Annotated in this window: 15 protein-coding genes; 12 read left to right on the forward strand and 3 right to left on the reverse strand. The window is 67.9% G+C overall.

Features of this window, described 5'->3' with window-relative positions:
* The first annotated feature begins 4 nt into the window (after positions 1-4).
* Genes ACQPYH_RS06525 through ACQPYH_RS06535 form a run of 3 tightly spaced genes read left to right on the forward strand, consistent with a single transcriptional unit; the run spans position 5 to position 6,404 of the window.
* The gene (locus ACQPYH_RS06525; RefSeq protein ID WP_432888039.1) at positions 5-1,159 is read left to right on the forward strand and encodes a hypothetical protein; all 1,155 of its coding nucleotides are present in this window, start codon (positions 5-7) and stop codon (positions 1,157-1,159) included.
* Positions 1,159-2,574, forward strand: coding sequence for a hypothetical protein (locus tag ACQPYH_RS06530; RefSeq protein WP_432888042.1), 1,416 nt, complete (start codon positions 1,159-1,161; stop codon positions 2,572-2,574). The genes ACQPYH_RS06525 and ACQPYH_RS06530 overlap by 1 nt, the downstream gene beginning before the upstream one ends.
* Positions 2,571-6,404, forward strand: coding sequence for a tetratricopeptide repeat protein (locus ACQPYH_RS06535; protein ID WP_432888045.1), 3,834 nt, complete (start codon positions 2,571-2,573; stop codon positions 6,402-6,404). The genes ACQPYH_RS06530 and ACQPYH_RS06535 overlap by 4 nt, the downstream gene beginning before the upstream one ends.
* Before the next feature lie 5 nt (positions 6,405-6,409).
* Here ACQPYH_RS06535 and ACQPYH_RS06540 read toward each other — a convergent pair whose 3' ends face one another.
* Positions 6,410-7,924, reverse strand: coding sequence for an FAD-dependent monooxygenase (locus ACQPYH_RS06540; protein WP_432888048.1), 1,515 nt, complete (start codon positions 7,922-7,924; stop codon positions 6,410-6,412).
* Between the two features lie 69 nt (positions 7,925-7,993).
* On the opposite strand from ACQPYH_RS06540, the gene ACQPYH_RS06545 reads away from it, so the two are divergent.
* From ACQPYH_RS06545 to ACQPYH_RS06560, 4 genes are all read left to right on the forward strand, one after another.
* Positions 7,994-8,620 (forward strand): TetR/AcrR family transcriptional regulator, encoded by a 627-nt coding sequence (locus ACQPYH_RS06545; protein ID WP_432888051.1) that lies wholly within the window; start codon positions 7,994-7,996, stop codon positions 8,618-8,620.
* 102 nt (positions 8,621-8,722) lie between these two features.
* Positions 8,723-10,291: a glycoside hydrolase family 30 protein gene (locus ACQPYH_RS06550; protein ID WP_432888054.1), complete on the forward strand. Its 1,569-nt coding sequence runs from the start codon at positions 8,723-8,725 to the stop codon at positions 10,289-10,291.
* 38 nt (positions 10,292-10,329) lie between these two features.
* Complete coding sequence (locus tag ACQPYH_RS06555; protein ID WP_432888057.1) at positions 10,330-10,692, forward strand: carbohydrate-binding protein; 363 nt, start codon at positions 10,330-10,332, stop codon at positions 10,690-10,692.
* A gap of 54 nt (positions 10,693-10,746) precedes the next feature.
* Positions 10,747-11,355, forward strand: a complete 609-nt coding sequence (locus tag ACQPYH_RS06560; protein WP_432888059.1) for a glyoxalase — start codon at positions 10,747-10,749, stop codon at positions 11,353-11,355.
* 4 nt (positions 11,356-11,359) lie between these two features.
* Here the strand turns inward: ACQPYH_RS06560 and ACQPYH_RS06565 are convergent, their stop codons facing one another.
* Positions 11,360-11,833, reverse strand: a complete 474-nt coding sequence (locus ACQPYH_RS06565) for a winged helix-turn-helix transcriptional regulator (RefSeq protein WP_432888061.1) — start codon at positions 11,831-11,833, stop codon at positions 11,360-11,362.
* The gene (locus ACQPYH_RS06570; protein WP_432888063.1) at positions 11,830-13,059 is read right to left on the reverse strand and encodes an MFS transporter; all 1,230 of its coding nucleotides are present in this window, start codon (positions 13,057-13,059) and stop codon (positions 11,830-11,832) included. The genes ACQPYH_RS06565 and ACQPYH_RS06570 overlap by 4 nt, the downstream gene beginning before the upstream one ends.
* Positions 13,060-13,233: 174 nt before the next feature.
* Here ACQPYH_RS06570 and ACQPYH_RS06575 point away from each other — a divergent pair, with 174 nt between their 5' ends.
* From ACQPYH_RS06575 to ACQPYH_RS06595, 5 genes are read left to right on the forward strand one after another with little or no spacing between them, the layout of a single operon-like run.
* Positions 13,234-14,697 carry a sulfatase-like hydrolase/transferase gene (locus tag ACQPYH_RS06575; protein WP_432888065.1) on the forward strand — a complete coding sequence of 488 codons (1,464 nt, stop codon included), beginning with the start codon at positions 13,234-13,236 and terminating at the stop codon, positions 14,695-14,697.
* Positions 14,694-15,953 carry an ABC transporter substrate-binding protein gene (locus ACQPYH_RS06580; RefSeq protein WP_432888067.1) on the forward strand — a complete coding sequence of 420 codons (1,260 nt, stop codon included), beginning with the start codon at positions 14,694-14,696 and terminating at the stop codon, positions 15,951-15,953. Before ACQPYH_RS06575 ends, ACQPYH_RS06580 begins: the two co-directional genes overlap by 4 nt.
* Positions 15,950-16,846, forward strand: a complete 897-nt coding sequence (locus ACQPYH_RS06585; RefSeq protein ID WP_432888069.1) for a carbohydrate ABC transporter permease — start codon at positions 15,950-15,952, stop codon at positions 16,844-16,846. Before ACQPYH_RS06580 ends, ACQPYH_RS06585 begins: the two co-directional genes overlap by 4 nt.
* Complete coding sequence (locus tag ACQPYH_RS06590; RefSeq protein WP_432888071.1) at positions 16,843-17,661, forward strand: carbohydrate ABC transporter permease; 819 nt, start codon at positions 16,843-16,845, stop codon at positions 17,659-17,661. The genes ACQPYH_RS06585 and ACQPYH_RS06590 overlap by 4 nt, the downstream gene beginning before the upstream one ends.
* 13 nt (positions 17,662-17,674) lie before the next feature.
* Complete coding sequence (locus tag ACQPYH_RS06595; protein ID WP_432888073.1) at positions 17,675-18,673, forward strand: LacI family DNA-binding transcriptional regulator; 999 nt, start codon at positions 17,675-17,677, stop codon at positions 18,671-18,673.
* Position 18,674 lies beyond the last annotated feature (1 nt).

An 18,674-nucleotide genomic window follows, 5' to 3' on the forward strand; every position in this document is an offset into this window, starting at 1 on the left:
GGGGATGGCGCGACCCGCTCTGGAAGATCGGGTGGCCGCTGTCTGCGAACAACTCGAGCTGGCCGAGCGGCAACTGGACCTGCCGTTGATCCGCGATCTGCTCGAGCCCCAGGTGGCGACGAGGCTGAGCGGGAAGCTGGGTGACAGGCGCAAGAGTGTCAAGCGCGCTTTGAGCACGGCGACCGAGGACGCCGGCTGGGACTTGTTCGCTACCGAGGAGAAGGCCGCACGACAACTGATGGCCGAGCTGTTCGCCCTCGTCCAGGGCCGCCTGTTCAGCTCGGCGGGGTTGGACAACGGCATCGCCGAGGCAGCACGCCGACTGCTGCAGGACGTGCAGGAGTTGAGCGGTCTGGACCGCGGTGTGCTTGTCACATTCAGCCCCGACACCGAGAGCGTCGACCACACGATCGGCCTGGTCCGGCTGCGGTTTCCAGGCACGACAGTGTGGGACCTGCCGTTCGCAGTCCACGAGTTCGGTCACCACGCCGTCCACGAACTGACACACATCGACGCCGCCCACAGTGACGAGCGTCCGCTGCGTTCACTCGTCACCGGCCCGTTCGGCACCAAGGCCGGCATCGACGAATCCCACGTTCACGAGTTGATCGCCGACGTCTTCGCAACGGTCGCCCTCGGCGCGACGTACCCGATCGCTTGTATCCAGCGGCGGATCAACGCGAAACAACGAGCCACCGACGGTACGACGCACCCGTCCTGGGAACGCCGCGTCGCGACGATGGTTGCCGCGCTCAACCACATGACCAAGATCGGCGACGACCAGCGGTACGCCGCCACCGCCGCGCAGCTCGTACTGCCCGCGTGGCAAGCACTCACCGGCCAGGCTGCCCCGCCCGATGCTCCGGAGCTGAAAGCCCTTGCACACAAGGCGGTCGACGTACTCGCGCGCCACGCCCCGAAACTCACGTACGACGACAAGGAAAGCGCGGTGCTGGTGAAGTACGAGCTGACGACCGCCGCCGAGCCCGGGCCGCCGCGGCCGGTCGAGGTACCGTCGAACGCCGGCCCTGCCGCGATCGTCGACGCCGCCTGGCGGTGGCGGCGGCAGAACCCGGACGCGACGCCCGTCCAGCGATCGCGCGTCGACAAGCATGCCATCGCGCTGTGCACCGCCGTACCGACCGATCGGGGAAATTGATGACCCAACAGCCGTTGCTGCGGATCCGGCTCGAAGTGCTCGTCAACGACATCAACAAGGTCGAGCGTGCGATCGACCGGGCCAAAGAACGCGGCTCCGAACTGGACGCGGTCATCAGTTCGATCACCGACGGAAACCGGTCGGTGGTCAAGCTGATCCAGCAGCTCGCCAGGCTGAACGACCAGACCGCGGGTGCGTTCCGCCGCAACGACGAGCTCGCCGGCCTGCTCGACGACGACGAGGGGTCGTCCGAGCTCCGCGACCAGATCGAGGCCGCCGACTCGGACTTCAAGGAGCTCGACCGCCAGGTCAACGCGATCCGCCGGGAGCTGCGGCGGATCCGGAAGACGACCAAAGAGGTGAACGCCCGCTTCACCAGCGAGAACAGCACTCTGCAGAAGGAGTGCAGCGAGTTGCGCGGAGAGGTCGAGGGCCTGCTCGAGCGAGTGCGGGCCGCGGGCGACGACAAACCGCAGCAGCGCGGTTTCTGGACGGACTACGAGAAGCTGCTCGACGAACGGGCCCGGCCGCTGTTCGGCGAGTACGTCGACTTCCTCGGCGGACTGACGATGCGCGACACCGGCCTCGACGACCGGGTCTGCGAGATGACCGACGTACTGCTCGGCCGGTTCAACTCGATCATCAGGGACTTCGTGCCGATCCCGTCCCGGACGGCCGCGCTCAGCAGCGCGCTGGACAGTGTGATCAAGCTCGGATTCCCTGAATGGTCCATCTGGGGTGTTCCGCTGGTCGCACACGAGGTCGGCTTGGCGCTGAAGAAATCTCACGAGGTCACGAGACTCCAGGAACAGTTCGAAGGCGAAGCGACCGAGGACCAGCTGGCCGAGCTGTACGCGGATGTCTTCGGCGCCTACACCCTCGGGCCGGCTTATGCGTACGCGGCACTGTTGCTGCGGCTGCACCCGCACCACGACGAGCCGATCCGCCCCACCGAGGCGAAGGACGTCGATCGGGCCCGGCTCATCCTGCTGGCGCTGGAGAGCGCGGGCGATCCTGGCACCGGTTACCGGACGGAAGTCGAGCGGCTCAAGGAAACCTGGACCGAGGCCGTGGTGACGAAAGCCGCTCCCGGGCGTGAGGCCGAGGCCGAGGCCGATGTCCGGGGGCCGGGGGCCGAGGCCGACTGGATCGACGACTTCGTCGCTACTGCTCGCGGATACCTCAAGGAGAGAAGGTCGTTGCGAGCGTTCGACGAGCGGCGCTGGACGGAGGCGATGACAACCTGGGAGGAGCTGAAGGACGGCCGGCCAATGTTCGACGACGACGTCGACCTGCTCGCCGTGCTGAACCACGCGTGGGCCGCCAGATTGCAGGATGCCTCCGCGGTCGGTGAGCTCACCCAGCAGGTCGAGGCCATGTGGAACGGACCGAAGCAGCGGAGGCGGTCACAGTGACACCGGAGGTACCACCGCGCAAACCCCGGCTGCCGCGCACCGAGGTCACGGAGTCGGTGACGACGATCGTCTCGGACCGGTCCCGCCCCGGGTCCATGCAAGAGCGCTACATCAGGATCTGGGCCAAGGTCGAGCAGGCGAGGACCGATTACCGCGCCGGCCGGTTGCCCGACCCGGTCACCACGGCACGGCGGTTGCTCGAGGAGGTCGAGGCGGCCTGGCCGGCCCGGAGTGCAGCGGACCAGAACCAGCAGGCGGTGCTCGGTACGGCGGCCTTCCTGCTGGCAGCCGCCTTGCGCGACCAGGGGGACGAGACGCGGGCGCGCCAGTACTTCGAGCTGGCGGTCGCCGCGTTCGAACGAGCTCCCGAATCGACCGACATCCGGGGTGACCTGGCCGCTGACCAAGGATCGGCCCTGCTCGCCCTCGGGCGTGCCGCGGAGGCCGTCGACGTTCTCCGACGGGCGCTGAACGATCTCGGGGAGTCCCTGCCGGTGGTTCGGCGCAACCTGGCGGCCGCGCTGGCCGCCTCCGGCCGGGAGACGGAGGCGATCGACCTGCTGGCGGCCGGGGTCGTGCGGGGAACCTTCGATCCGGCGTCCCACCACCTGTTGGCGACCCTCCTCGACCAGGCCGATCGACCGGCCGATGTCCGGGAGAGGGCCTGGACCGATGCCGCGGAAGCCTTGCTCGCGGCGGAGCAGATCGACCAGGCGATCGATGCCGGCCGGCGCGCGGTCGATGCCCAGCCCAGCGGCCTTTCGCTGGCGGCGCTGGGCCGCAGTTACGCCGCCGCCGGGCGGTACGACGAGGCGGCGGCCGCACTCCGCGAGTCCGACAGCCTCAACCCGTCGGCCTGGACCCGGCTGTACCTCGCCGATGTTCTGGCTGCAGTCGGGGATGCGGACGGCACGGCGGACGCCGCGCTCGCTGCTGTCGCCTTGTCGACCGATGGTTCCGTGCTGACCAAAGCCGCCGTACATCTCCTCGACGCAGGCCGCTTCGACGAGCTCGACGGAGTACTCGACGCTCTGGCGCCGGCGGATCCTGGGCTGGCGGTGAATCTGCGTGGTCTGGCCGCGCTCCGGCGCGGGCGGCGGGACCAGGCGCTCGAGTTGCTGCGCGAAGGCGTCAGCCAACTCCCGGACGACACATCGATGCTGTGGGATGTGGCGATCGCGCTCTATGACCTGGGCGAGTTCGAGCGGTCCATCGACGTACTGCGCAGAGTTCTGGAGCTGGACACGACCGACGTGCTCGCGCTCGCGCAGATCGGTGTGCTCGAGGGTGAGTTGGAACGGTACGACGACGCCGAAAGCGATCTTCGCGCGGCGCTCAGGGAGATCGACGATCCCGGCACACGCGCCTACCTGGGGCGGCTGTTGAGCCTGACCGGCCGACCAGCAGACGCCCTTGAGCATCTGCAGATCGCGGTCGACCAGGGATACAGCGGGCCCTTGACGTTGACCGACTACGGACTCGCGCTGAAGGATGTCGGGCGCAACAAGGAAGCCGAGAAGATCCTCCGGCAGTCGCTGGAGCTCGAACCCGAACAGCCGAACGCCCTGCTGACCCTATCCGCGATCCTGCTGGACAAGGGTGACGTCGCCGCCAACATCGAGGGCGGTGAACTGGCGCGGCGCTTGCTGGAGTTCGACCCCGCGTCCTCGTCAGCGTTGGGCGTCCTCGGCGAGGTGCGCCGTCGCGAGCAGCACTACGACGAAGCCGTGGAGTACTTCGAGCGCGCCGTCGAGATGTCGCCGGACTGGGCCTGGGCGCTGGGCAGCTACGGGCAAGCCCTGCGCGAGCGGTACGACGTCCGCGGGGCTTCTGACGACGCCTCGCTGGTGCTCGCGGCCGATCTGCTGAACCGGGCGCTGGCGATCGAGGCCGATGAGACCTTTCTGCGCGCCGAGCTCGCTCTGGTGCGGATCCGGCAGGACAAGTACGACGAGGCGGTCGTGCTCCTCGAGCGCGCACGGGAGCTGGATCCGCAACCCGCTCTGACTATTCCGCTGGCGACCGCGTTGCGCGGTCGCTACCTCAATTCCGTTGCCCCAGACAACCACGACGACCTGGTCCGGGCCGCGGGCATCCTGACCGACCAACTGGCCGCAACGACGGCAACGGACCAGGACGACGCCTTCGTCGCCAGTCTGAACGGCGAACTGGCGGAGGTGCTCGTCCTGCTCGACCGACCGGACCGTGCCCATCAGAAGTTCAAGCTGGCCTCGAAATTCGACCCCGAGGTCGCCTACTACCGGGTCCGGCGCGGGCAGTTGTACGCCGACGCGGGCGATCTGAAACGGGCGCTGCGGTGCTACGAGCAGGCGATGGATCTCGAGCCCGACTACCCAGATCTCCGTGTCCTGCAGGCGGACGCGCTGGTGAAGCTGCATGACTCGCCCGGCGCACGGGCCGTCCTCGACGAGGCGCTGGCTGCGAAGCCGGACGACGAGTCGGCGCGGTTCAAGCGGTACCAGGTGCTCTGGGAGGCGGAGCGGATCGCCGAGTCGGTCCGGGACCTCGAGCTGCTCGCGGAATCCCCTGACGTGCTGGCTGCGCGGGGCGAGGCTTTACGGCTTCGAGGCCGGTACGACGAGGCCCTCGCGCTACTGGACCGCGTCCTCTCGGACGACCCGCAACACCCGAGCGCGCTGACGACGACGGGTACTGTTCGGCTCGCGCAAGGCGATCTCGACGGGGCCCGATCGGCGTTGGAGCAGGCGGTCGCCGCGAACCCGGGCGAACCGTACGCACAGGGCCGGCTGGCCGACCTGGACTTCACCTACGGCGACGCCGAGCGGGCACTGTCGCGGCTCGCGGCGCAGCTGGAGGATCAGCCGGACCCCGCGCTGCGGGGCGTCTACGTGGACGTGCTGACCAGGCTGGAGCGCTGGGAGGAGGCCGAGTCGCTGATCGAGAGCGCGCTGTGGGACGACGCCGACAATCCGCTGTTCGTGGCCAAGCTCGGTTGGGTGCTCCTCGACACCGATCGGACCGCGGAGGGTCTGCGCAACCTGCAACGGGCCGTCGACCTGCAAGGAGATCTACTCACGCCGCTGGTGGAACTGGCGTACGGCGAACTGCGCGCAGGCCACCCCGAGGAGGCCGATGCGGCCGCGGTTCGGGCCACCGCGGCCGCCGAGGACGAGCCGGGTGGATGGCTGGCTCGTGCGCGGATCGCGATGGCCGTCGGGGATTACCGCACCGCGGTCGAGACGGCCCGGCAGGCGGCAGGCTGCTGGTACCAGGTCTCCAACGTGTACGACCAGCTCGGCTGGGGCTTGCGGTACTGGCCCGAGAACGCGGCCGACGAGAGGGTTGCGGCGTACGACTCGGGGCTCCGGCTGGACGCGCTCGACCCGTGGATGATGGCAGGCCGGGCGGATGCCCTGCGCCGGATCGGCGACGCGGACAGCTCACGGCAGAGCTACGAGCGAAGCTTGTCGTTGATCGGCCTGCGGACGGGGCCGGACGCCAATGTGTCCGGCTTGCAGGGATGGTGCCTGTTCCAGTTGGGCCGCTACGACGAGGCCACCAGCGCTTATTTGCGCCGCCTCGCCTGGCCGGCCCGGACGGCGTCGACCCTGTTCGAGCTGGCGCTGATGGCGGCCGTGACCGATCGCCGGTCCGAGGCGGAGTCGTTCCTCGAGCGGGCCGTCCAGGAGACGGCCCGCGAGCATCCGGCGGTCCGGAACGGAATCGTCACTGTCGCCACGAACGAGGCGGAGTACGAGCGCGCGCGGCTGACCGACGACGTCTGGCGGATTCTGCAGGACGCCTTCGCGCGCGCGTCCGAGTCCGCGAGGCGAGCGGCCGGCGCCTAGCCAGGTCAGGCTGGTTGGCCGAGCCAGTTTTCGAGGGCCGGAGCGAGGCCGTCGAGGTTGTCGTTGTCGGTGGTCCAGGCGATGTGGCCGTCGGGGCGGAGTAGGAGGGCTGTGGGGGCGCCGGGAGTTGCTGGTTTGGTGTTGACGAGGTGGAGGCGGTCGGACCAAGGCGCGGCGAGGTTGTGTAGTTGGGGCGAGTCGGTGAGGTTGAAGAGGACGGCCTTGCCGGCTCGGAGGTGGTCGCCGAGGCGGGTGCCGTCGGCGAACTCGAGGTCGGGGGCCGAGGTTCCGACCAGGTCGTTGTCGCTGCCGAAGTCGTAGCGCTGCCAGGTGCCGGAGAGCTTCTTGGCCAGGTAGGTCGCGCCGTCAGGGGTGTTCAGGAGGTCCGCGACGACCGGGCGGAGAGCTCGGGCGTGGCGGTCGGGGCGCATGATGGTGATCTGGGCTCGGGTCCAGTCGAGGACCCACTCGCCGATCGGGTGGCGTTCGGTGGTGTAGGTGTCGAGCAGGCCGTCCGGTGCCCAGCCCTGGATGGTGGCGGCCAGTTTCCAGCCGAGGTTCACGGCGTCGCCGATGCCCAGGTTGAGGCCCTGACCGCCGAACGGCGAGTGCACATGAGCGGCGTCGCCGGCCAGGAGCACGCGACCGAGCCGGTACGTCGTTGCCTGGCGCGCGTTGTCGGTGAACCGCGTCGCGGTGATGACCTTGGTGATCGTGACATCGGCGCCAGTCACGTTGCGGAGGCTGGTTTCCAGCTCGGCCGCGGTGATCGGGGCGTCGCGGTCGATCGGCGGGCCGTCGAACTCGACGGTGAGGATGCGGCCGGGGATCGGGCCGTACGCGTAGATGCCGGTGTCGGTGCTGTGCCAGCCGAGGGTCAGGTTCTCGGCGCCTTCCAGCTCGACCATCGCCTGGTGGCCGGTGATCTCGGGGTCGGTGCCGACGAAGTCGAAGCCGGCGAGCTTACGGACGATGCTGCGGCCGCCGTCGCAGCCGACGAGCCAGCCGGCCGACACTTCTTCCTCGCCCAGCACGACGCGTACGCCGTTGTCGTCGGCCGTGAAGGTGGTCAGCTCGACGCCTCGGCGTACGTCGACGCCCAGCTCGGCTGCTCGTTCCGCGAGGACCTGCTCGATCGTCTGCTGCATGATCAGGAAGATGCTGGACGCCGGGCCGGCGTCGCGGAACTCGGGGCCGGCGAAGTCGACGCTGCCGGCACCGACCAGGATGCCGCCGAAGTGGCCGGCGATGGGTGGACGCTTCATTTGTGCAGGTGCCGGGCCGCCGGCCGGGCGGGCGAACTGCTGCAACATGCGTTGCTGGTGCTCCTGCAGCGTGGGCAGCAAACCCCTGCGGTACAAGGCTTCTGCGGTCGGCAGGTTGATCGAGCCGGCCTTGATCGTCAGGTCCGGCTCGGTCAGCCGCTCCACCACGAGCACGTCCACCCCGGCCAGTCGCAGCTCGCAGGCAAGCATGAGTCCTACCGGCCCTGCGCCGGCTACCACCACGTCGTAGTCCATGTCAGCTCCCAGATCGTCGTCATCAAATAGTGTACCCGGTCTAAATTTATGTCGAGTATGCTATCTGCCATGGATGAGCGGCTCGGCCTGCGCGAGCGGAAGAAGCGGGAGAGCCGGCGGCGGATCGCGGACGTCGCGTCGGGGCTGTTCATCGAGCGCGGGTTCGACAACGTCACGATCGCCGAGGTCGCGGAGGCGGCCAACGTCGCGCGGATGACGGTCTTCAACTACTTCCCGCGCAAGGAGGACCTGTTCCTCGACCGCCACGCGGACCTGGTCGAGGATCTGAAGGGGGCCATCCGCGCTCGCGAGACCGGTGAGTCCGTCGTCGCTGCCGTACGGCGTCATCTGCACGAGCTCCTCGCGACACAGCATCCGCTGTCCGGCGCGCGCGATGGGACCGAGCACTTCTACCAAATCGTCGACGCGAGCCCGGCGCTCGTACGTCGTACCCTCGAGCACACCCGTGAAATGGCCGACGCGCTGACCGAGCTCCTCGAGACCGAGGTCGGACCGGGCATGCAGGCCGCGGTCGTCGCCAACTTGATCGCGACCGCCGTCACGATCGTGCCGCGCGTCGCCGTCGACAAGCTGATCGCCGGAGAGCCGGGCAAGAAGGTACGCCGTGAGCAGGCCGATGTCATCGACCAGACCTTCGACCTGCTCGAAGGCGGCATCGCCACGTACGGAAGCTGAGTTGCGGAACCAGTTTCGGAACCGGCAGGGGGTGTTGGGGAGCGAGTTCGCCACCTAGAGTCGCCCTGCTTGTAAGGGCTTTCCACTGAGCTTGGAGGGTTTGTGAGGCGGACTCTTGGGTTGGCGGTTGTGGTCGGGGTGGTGGCCAGCGGATTGGCGACGGGTGGGTCGCCGGCGGTGGCTCAGCGTGGAGCGGTGGTGAGTGGGACGTACTCCAGCGGCTCGGCGCAGACCTGGCAGCCGTTGCCGTCGACGTACGTCGGCGCAGATGACAACGGCTCTGTCGACGCGACGGTCGTGGTGGATCCAAGCACGCTCCGGCAGAAGTACTCCGGCGTCGGGTTCTCGCTCGACGAGACCAGCGTGTCCAACCTCTGGAAGCTGACGCCGGCCGAGCGCGAGCGGGCCGTCAAACTGCTGGTGGACCCGAAGACCGGCGCCGGCTTCGACCGGTTCCGGCTCACGATCGGGAGTCCGGACCTGATCGAGCACCTGCCGTTCTGGTCGTACGACGAGTTGCCGGCCGGCGTGACGGAGGACCGCACGCTGAAGTACTTCTCGATCAAGCGGGACGTGGATCTGCACATCGTCGACACGGTCAAGCTGATCCAGAAGTACAACCCGCGCGCGACATTCTTCGCGTCGGCGTGGAGTGCGCCGGCCTGGATGAAGACCAACAACCGGTTCACCGGCGAGGTCGCGCTGAACCCCGGGAGCACGACGTCGTACCGCCAGGTGGGCAAGCTCCGCGACGACTGCATCGACGTGTTCGCGAAGTACTACGTGAAGTACCTGCAGGCGTATGCGAAGCACGGGATCAAGGTCGACGCGCTGACGCTGCTGAACGAGCCCGGGATCGACGTGGTGTATCCGGCGATGGACATCAGCGTCGAGCAGCAGCAGAAGTTGTCAGTGGCAATCAAGCGTGAGGTGCACAACGCGGGCCTCGGCACCGAGCTGTATGTGCACGACTTCAACTTCTGGGACTGGCGGGATCCCAACAGCACGGAGACGAAGAACTACTACCGGATCTTCAACGATCCGCAGACGCGTAAGGCCGCGGATGCGATCGCGTTCCATCCGTACTGGGGTGACCCGACGGTGATGCGGGATGCGTTCGAGGAGTTCGGGAAGCCCGTGCATATGACGGAGACGAGTGATTTGTCGCCGGCAACGATTCTGAACTACTTCCGGCTCGATGCGTCGTCGTACATCATGTGGGCGCAGACGACCGACCAGGACGGCGGCACGCTGCACTGGACGCCGGCTCGGGACAACAGCGTCGACTGGGAAGAGGTCGGCCGGACGACGAAGTGGCCGAACAGGCTGGTCACCGTCGACACGAACACCAAGACGTTCACGGTCCGGGACGAGCTGTACGCGATGGGGCAGTTCGCGAAGTACCTCGGCCCGGAGCACACCCGCGTCGAGTCGAGCGCGACGGCCAACGGCATCAGCAATGTCGTCTACAAAGATGCCCATGACAACTTCGTCGCGATCGTCGGCAACTCCAACGCAACACCCAGCACGGTCCGCGTGACACTGGCGGGGAAGTCGTTCACGGCAACGGTCCCAGCAAACGCCTACGCGACGTACCGCTGGCACGGCGACGTCCCGCGCCGCGACCACGCGACCTCCCAGCCGGGGTCAGCCTCGCGGGCAACACCCTGACGCTGCATCCGACGGTTGCCGGAGCCGTGGACATCAAGGTGCGTGTGACCGATGGTGGTGCCAGCTTCGTCGAGAGCAACCCGGCCGCGAGTGGCGGGAAGAACGTTGGATGGACTGCGCCCGGGAACTGGCTCCAGTACCGCGTCGACGTTGCCCAGGCAGGCACCTACAACCTTGAGCTCAGGGTTGCCAACGGCACCGGCGCTCCGGCGACGGACGCCATTTCGATCCGCGACGCATCAGACGCGACGCTGACGAAAGCAACAGTCCCGGACACGGGCGGCTGGGCCAACTATCAGTCGGTGTCCACACAAGTGACGCTGCCGCATGGGGATCAGGTGATTACCGTGTACTGCGAGACCGGTGGCTTCAACCTGGACTACCTCCGGCTCACCAGTTGAAGGTGGTCAGGAATCAAGAAGCGGTGCGGGGTCGGCTGAACCTAGCTTGAAGGCATGACAAATCTTCGTGGTGTGGTTCTGGAAGTGGCCGACGTTGCAGAGGCCGAGCGGTTTCTGAAGGAAGCGTTCGGGCTGGATGAGCGGGTGCGAGTACGTGAGTCGGCCGCGGACACGAGCGGTTTCCGCGGCTTCACGCTGTCGCTGACCGTAGGACAGCCGAGCACGGTGACGAGCCTGTTCGAGAGCGCGATCGCCGCCGGTGCGACGGTGGTGAAGCCGGTGACCAAGTCGCTCTGGGGGTACGGCGGCACGCTGCAAGCGCCCGACGGCACGATCTGGAAGGTGGCCACGTCCGCCAAGAAGGACACCGGTCCCGCGACGCGCGAGATCGACTCCGTCGTACTCCTGCTGGGCTGCGAGGATGTGGCCGGGAGCAAGAAGTTCTACGTGGACAACGGGCTGACCGTGGCGCGGAGCTTCGGGCGCAAGTACGTCGAGTTCGACGGCACGGGTCCGGTGAAGCTGGGCCTGTACAGCCGCAAGGCGTTGGCCAAGGATGCCGGCGTACCTGCCGATGGCGGTGGGGCGCACCGGATCGCGCTCACCATGGACGCGGGCACGCGCGTCGACCCCGACGGTTTCGCCTGGGAGCCTGCGGCCTGATGCGTCAGCGCCAGTCGCTGCGGTCGGCCGTGCTGCCGGGGACCGGATCGAAGGAGACCTCCGCGGCCGGCACGCGGGTCCCCGACTCGGTCGTGAACGCGACGTCGACCAGTTCGCCGGACTTCGCGTGCCGTACGACGGTGGGCCCCTCGTCGCGGGGAACGTGGACATCGCCCCACTGCTGGAGGGCGGCGAGGACGAGCTTGAGGTCCTCGCCGGCCGGCGTCAGGTGATAGTCGCAACGGGTGCGCTCCCGCTGCGCGCGGTACTCGCGCCGCTCCAGCAGTCCCGCGTCCACCATCGCCGTCAGGCGGTTGGTGAGGATGTTGGGCGCGATGCCGAGCACGTCCCGGAAGTCGGCGAAGCGGGTCGTGCCCAGGTGCGCCTCGCGGAGGATCAGGAACGTCCACCGGTCGCGCAGCAGGTCGAGGGCGCGGGCGATCGAGCAGTTCGGTCGGCCCGCGGTGCGGGTGCTCATGACACCTCCGTGCGGGTGGTGTGGAGGATGGCCGCCGCCAGGATCAGGATGGCCAGCGTACCGATCACGGTGACGCCGAGGAGCAGCGCCGTACTCAGGCCAGACGCTGTCGCGACCAGGCCGAGGGTGAGCGCGATCGCGCCCTGCAGTATGTACGCGACGAGGTAGACCGCCGCGACCGTCGCGCCTCGGTGGTGCGCTGGTGCGTGGGCCGCGATCAGGCCGAGTCCCCCGGAGAACAGCAGGCCGTACGCCGTGCCGCCGACGATCGTCGTCGCGATGAACAGCGGCACCGAATGCCCTGTCGCCGCGAGTTCGAGCAGACCGAGGTCGACGAGCGTGAGGACCGCGCCGAGCGGGACCAGGCGTTGTGCGGGGAACCGGCGGCCGATGATCGCGGTCGTCCCAGTGGCGACCGAGAAGATCGCGAGCAGCAGACCGATCACGAAGATGTTTCCGGTGCCGACCAGGTCACGCACGATCTCGGCGCCGAGGGCCAGGAAGACCGAGCCGAACGCGTACGCGCCGGTGACCGCGAGGGCCGCCGCCAGGTACAGCAGACGGGTGCCCTTGGCAACGGTAATCGGGCGCGGGCGCCAGCGGCCCTGTGCCTCGTCCTTCGTGTGCCGCGGCATCCGCCAGATCGCCGCGAGGACGCCGACGATGACCGCGACCAGGACCCAGTAGTCCAGGTGCAAGGGAGCCGGGGCGTACTCGATCAGCCCACCGCCGACGATCGTCGCCAGGGCCAGCCCCGTCGCGGTCGCCACGGTCGTGACCGACGCCGCTCGGTGCTCTTTGCCCCGGGCACTGAACTCGACTGCGGCTGCCGTCGCCGGCGTCAACGCGAGGCCGACGCCTGCGCCCATCAGCGCGCGGCCCGCGTACACCCAGCCCACCGACGGGGCGACAGCGAAGAGAAGTACGCCGGCGAGCATCGCGCCGACGCCGTACAGCATCGTGGTCCGGCGGCCGATGTAGTCGGACACCTGGCCGAAGATCAGCAGGAACGCGACCAGCACCACCGGGTAGACCGCGAAGATCGCCGTCGTCGCCGTGGGGGTGAGGTGCCAGGTCGAGGCATAGAGCGGGTACGTCGTAGTCGGGGCCGCGCTGGTCCACAGGCTGATGCCCGCGACGGCGGCCGCCGTCCAGAAGCTGCCGCGCCGGCTCAGGCTGCGGCGGGATCGCGGAGCGGCCGAGACGGAGAGATCGAGAGTGCTCACAGAGGGGTCCTTTCAGGGACGGCTGAGTTGCTCGATGAAAGTCAGAACATCTGAGTTGCTCTGAGCAATCCAGGATCGAGTGTGATGCGCGTCACTTGACGACCCGAAGGTGTCTGCAGCAAGGTTTACAGCGCTGCAAATACAGCGCTGTAAATGGCGGCCGAAAGGTAGTAGATGCGTCCCGACATCGTCATCGTGATGACCGATCAGCAGCGGGTGGGGCTGACTCGGCGGAGTGGGTATCCGGTCGACACCATGCCGTTCGTCGACGGTTTGGCGGCCGGCGGGACCGACTTCCGGCAGGCCTACACGGCGGCGCCGGCGTGCGTCCCGGCGCGGACGAGTCTGCTCACCGGGCGGTTCCCGAGCGCGCATCAGGTCCGGCAGAACAGCAACGCCCAGCACGCGCGGTTCTCCCAGGACCTGCTCGACGTACTGCGGGCCGCCGACTACCAGCTGCACTTCGCCGGGAAACCGCACATGCACCGCGGCGCGCAAGACTTCGACACCTTCGCCGGCCCGTACTTCCACACCCAAGGACCCGAGCGGGACGCGGAAGAGAAGGCGTTCGACGACTGGCTCGAGCACCTCGATCACGGTGTCTCCGACGAGCCCACGCCGTACGACGTGCGCTGCCAGCTGCCGCACCGGATCACCACGGATGCACTCGAGGCCGCGCGAACCGCGGGCCCCGACAAGCCCGGTCTGTTCTGGGTCTCGTACCCCGAGCCCCACAACCCGTACCAAGTCCCTCAGCCGTACTTCGACCTCGTCGCGCCCGACGACATCCCCGACCGCATCAGCGGGCCCGAGGCAGCTGAAACCAAGGGCGGCACCTACGCCTGGTTGCGCGAGCTCCAGGAAGAGAAGCGACCGGGGTACGACGACAACTGGCGCCGGTACGCCGCGAACTACCTCGGCATGCTGCGCCTCCTGGACGACCAGATCCGCCGCCTGCACGAGGGCCTGAGGCAACGACCGCGCCTGACCATCGTGCTCGCCGACCACGGCGACTACGTCGGCGAGTACGGCCTGCAACGCAAGGGCGCCGGCCTGAACGACTTCCTGATGCGGATCCCGCTGATCATGACCGGCGACGGCATCGCGATCCAGCAACGTGACGAGCCGGTCTCGATCGTCGACGTACTGCCGACCATCTGCGAGGCCGTCGGCCAGCCGATCCCCGACGGCGTCCAGGGCCGCAGCCTGCTGCCACTCGCGCAGGGCGAGGCAGCGCCCGAAACCGAGTTCGGCAGCATCGTCGCCGAGCAGGGCTTCGGCGGACGCTCGTACGACGTCACCGCCCGGCCGCCGCTGCACTTCGCGTACGACGGCCCGACCTTCGACGAGCTCAACACCGTCACGCAGTCCGGCGCTGCCCGGATGCTTCGCAGCGGCAACTGGAAGCTGATCGTCCACGCCGACCTGGCCGGCGAACTCTACGACGTGGACAAAGACCCGGCCGAGCTCGACAACCTCTTCGACGACGAGAACTACCTGGCCGTCAGGGCCCAACTGCTCCACCAGCTCGCCCGCTGGCAAGCACGGCTGACCGACGACCTCCCCAACGGCAACTACGTCCCGCTCCGCATGCCCCACAACTGGCGCTGGGCCCAACGCAGGGAGAACCAATCATGACTAAACTGACCCGCCGGACCCTGCTGGGTCTCGGCGCCGCCACTGCCGCCGCGACAGTCCTGCCCGGTTGCTCGGGAGGCAAGAAGCCGCTGCGCGTCTCCTGGTACGGCCCCGACCCGGTCACCAAGGCGCTCAACGCCGCATTGGCCGCGTGGAAGTCGAGCGGCGGCGTCGAGTACTCCGCGGAGAGCGCGCCGTTCGACGACTACTGGGACAAGCTCGCCACGCAGACGTCCGGCAACAACGCTCCCGACGTACTGCGGATGTCGATGAGCTACTTCAGCGACTACGCGGGTCGAAGCGCGCTGAAGGACCTTGGTTCGTTGGGAATCGACACCTCGGGTATCGACAAGGATGTCGCCGACAGCGGTGTTGCTGATGGCAAGAACTACGGCATCGGCCAGAGCTCGATCAGCTACGCGATGTACGTCGACGAGGCCGCCGTCAAGCGCGCCGGCGGCACGGTCCCGGCGCAGGGCTGGACGTGGGACAAGTTCGCCGAGTTCGCCCGCGACTACAGCGGATCGATCCAGGGCTCGTACGGATCGACCGACCAGGCCGGGAACTTCCAGCTGTTCGAGGTGTACGCGCGCCAGCACGGCACCGAGCTGTTCTCCGACGACGGCGGAAAGTTTGCCACGAGCAAAGACACGGTCCAGGAGTGGTTCCAGTACTGGGCCGACCTGCGCAACGCGAAGGCCGCGCCGCCGCAGAACGTCAGCGCAGAGACGACCGCGATCGAGAAGTCATTGGTTGCCAAGGGCAAAGCTCCGCTGCAGTTCGGCTGGGTCCAGCAAGTCACCTTCTACCAGCCGGTGGTGAAGAGCCCGCTGTCGGTGTTGCCCGTACCGCAGGACACGGCCGGCGATCTCAAGGGCCAGTTCATCAAGGGGCTCGACCTGTGGTGCATCTCGGCCGCGAGCAAGCATCCCGAGGATGCCGCCAAGCTGATCGGATACCTGCTGAACGACGAGAAAGCGATCAAGACGATCGGCATCCTGCTCGGCGTACCGCCGTCGAAGAAGGCGCGTGACCTGGTCTCGGCGGATGCCGGTTCGGCCGGTGCTCGGGCGATCAAGTACGTCGAGGACATCGCCGGCAAGGTCGGTCCGTCGCCGAAGCCGTGGCCGAAGGGGTACGGCGAACTGCTGACCGGTTTCGGCCGGATCGCGGAGAACATCGGCTTCGGCAAGACCAAGCCGGACGCCGGCGCGCAGGAGTTCGTGGACCTGGCCGGAAAGACCCTCGGCCAGTGATCGTAAGGATCCGCCAGAGCCTTCCGGCGTACCTGTTCCTGCTGCCGTGGCTGATCGGCGTACTCGGGCTGACCATCGGCCCGATGCTGTTGTCGCTGTACTACTCGTTCACCGACTACGCGCTGCTCAACACCCCCGAGTGGACCGGCCTGCACAACTACACCGCGCTCTTCCAGGACCCGCGCTACCTGCACTCGCTGCGTGTCACGTTCATCTACGTCGGCGTCTCGGTCCCGCTCGAGATGGCGTTCGCGCTCGCTGTCGCCGTACTGCTCAATCGTGGGCTCAAAGGTCTCGCCGTCTACCGGGCGTTGTACTACGTGCCGAGCCTGCTCGGCGGCAGTGTCGCGATCGCCTTGCTCTGGCAGCAGATCTTCGGCAGCGACGGCTTGCTCAACGACATCCTCGGCGTCTTCGGGATCCACGGCCGGGGCTGGATCTCCGAGCCCGGCACGGCGTTGTGGACGCTGATCGTGCTCCGGGTCTGGCAGTTCGGCGCGCCGATGGTGATCTTCCTGGCCGGGCTCCGGCAGATCCCGGACGACGTGCTCGAGGCCGCCGAGGTCGACGGTGCGGGCCGATGGCAACGATTCTGGCGGGTCACGCTGCCGCTGCTGTCGCCGGTGGTGTTCTTCAACCTGGTGCTGCAGATCATCGGCGCGTTCCAGGCGTTCACCCCGGCGTTCGTGATCAGCGGCGGTAAGGGCGGTCCGTCGGACTCGACGCTGTTCTACACGCTGTACCTGTACCAGCAGGCATTCGGCAACTTCCGGATGGGATACGCCGCCGCGATGGCCTGGGTGTTGCTGCTGATCATTGCGGTCTTCACCGGACTGAACTTCGTCCTCGGCCGCACCTGGGTGTTCTACGGAGACGAAGGGGTACGTCGATGAAGCGCGTGCTGGCACATATCGGACTGTCCGCCGGCGCACTGATCATGCTCTACCCGCTGCTCTGGATGGTCAGCGCCTCGCTGCGCAAGAACACCGATATCTTCGAGCATCCGGGCCTGATCCCGGAGCACCCGACGCTCGGCAACTACGCGCTCGGGTGGTCCTCGACCGGGACGAGCTTCGGCGTCTACATCATGAACTCGCTGATCATCTGCGCCGCGGTCGTGATCGGCAACGTGATCACGTGCTCGCTGACGGCGTACGCGTTCGCCCGGATGCGGTTCGTCGGCCGGAAGGCGTTGTTCGCGCTGATGCTCGGCACGATCATGCTGCCCGCGCACGTCACGCTGATCGCGCAGTACTCGATCTTCCGGAAGCTGAACTGGATCGATACCTTCTGGCCGATGATCGTGCCGAGTTTCCTGGCCACCGACGCGTTCTTCGTGTTCCTGATGGTGCAGTTCATCCGGTCGATCCCGGTCGAGCTCGACGACGCGGCCCGGATCGACGGCTGCGGGTACTGGGGGATCTACCGGCGGATCATCCTGCCGCTGCTGTCGCCCGCGCTGGTGACGACCGCGATCTTCTCGTTCATCTGGACCTGGAACAACTTCTTCAGCCAGCTGATCTACCTGTCGACCAGAACCAAGCTGACCGTTCCGGTGGCGCTGCGCGGGTTCCTCGACGCGACCGGCAGCTCGGAGTGGGGCGGCCTGTTCGCGATGAGCGTCGTCACGCTGGTCCCGGTGGTCGTGGTGTTCGTGGTCTTCCAGCGGCGGATCCTGGCCGGAATGGCCCACACCGGCCTCAAATGAGATCCTGCCAGGTATGAGGCCGCGCCTGACCGACGTCGCCGAGGCGGCCGGGGTGTCGATGAAGACGGTGTCGAACGTCGTCAACGGGGCCGAGCATGTCCGCGAGGAGACCCGGCAGCGGGTGCTCGCGGCGATCGACAAGCTCGGGTACCGGCCCAACATCGCCGCCCGCAACCTCGCTCAGGGCCGCAGCGGGGTGATCGCGCTCGCCGTACCGCAGCTCGATCGTCCGTACTTCGCGTCGCTTGCGGCGCGGATGCTCGACGAGGCGGAGGCGTTCGGATGGATCGTGCAGTTCCACCAGACCGGTGGGCGCCGGGAGGCTGAGCTCCCGCTGCTGAACGAGCGGCACCCGGCCCGGCTGGACGGGATCGTGATGAGTCCGCTCGGCTTGACGCCCGAGGATGTGGAGGGGCGTGATCCGACGCTGCCGCTGGTCCTGCTCGGGGAGAAGGCCGGCGCGGAGCATCACGCCGACCACGTCGGGATAGACAACCGGGATGCCGGACGTGTGGCGACCGAGCATCTGTTGTCACTCGGGCGCCGGCAGGTGATGGCGCTGGCGCCGGGTCCGGGGATGGAGGACGAGCGGATCAACGGGTACCGCGACGCCCTCGCCTCGGCCGGGTTGCCCGTCGATGAGGACGTCGTGCTGCCGACCGGCGGGCTGCGCGGTCAGGATGCCGAGCGAACCCTCGGCGAGTGGCTGGACTCCGGTCATCCGGCGCCGGACGCGATCTTCGCGGCTACCGACTGGCTGGCGATGGGTGCGATCCGGGCGCTCGTGCTGCGCGGTCTGAAGGTCCCGCAGGATGTCGCGGTGGTCGGCTTCGACGACATCCCCTACGACCTCGCGACCCTGCCCACTCTCACCACGGTCGCGCCCGACCGCGTCGCCATCGCCCGCCTCGCGCTGCAGGCCCTCCGCGACCAGAGGCCTGGAGGCGAACCAGTCCGCCTCCAGGCCCCTTTTAGCCTTGTGGTCCGCGAGAGCACGACCGGTATCGGTTAGC

Origin of the sequence: Kribbella sp. CA-245084, from assembly GCF_050942355.1 — a bacterium.
Classification (GTDB): Bacteria; Actinomycetota; Actinomycetes; order Propionibacteriales; family Kribbellaceae; genus Kribbella.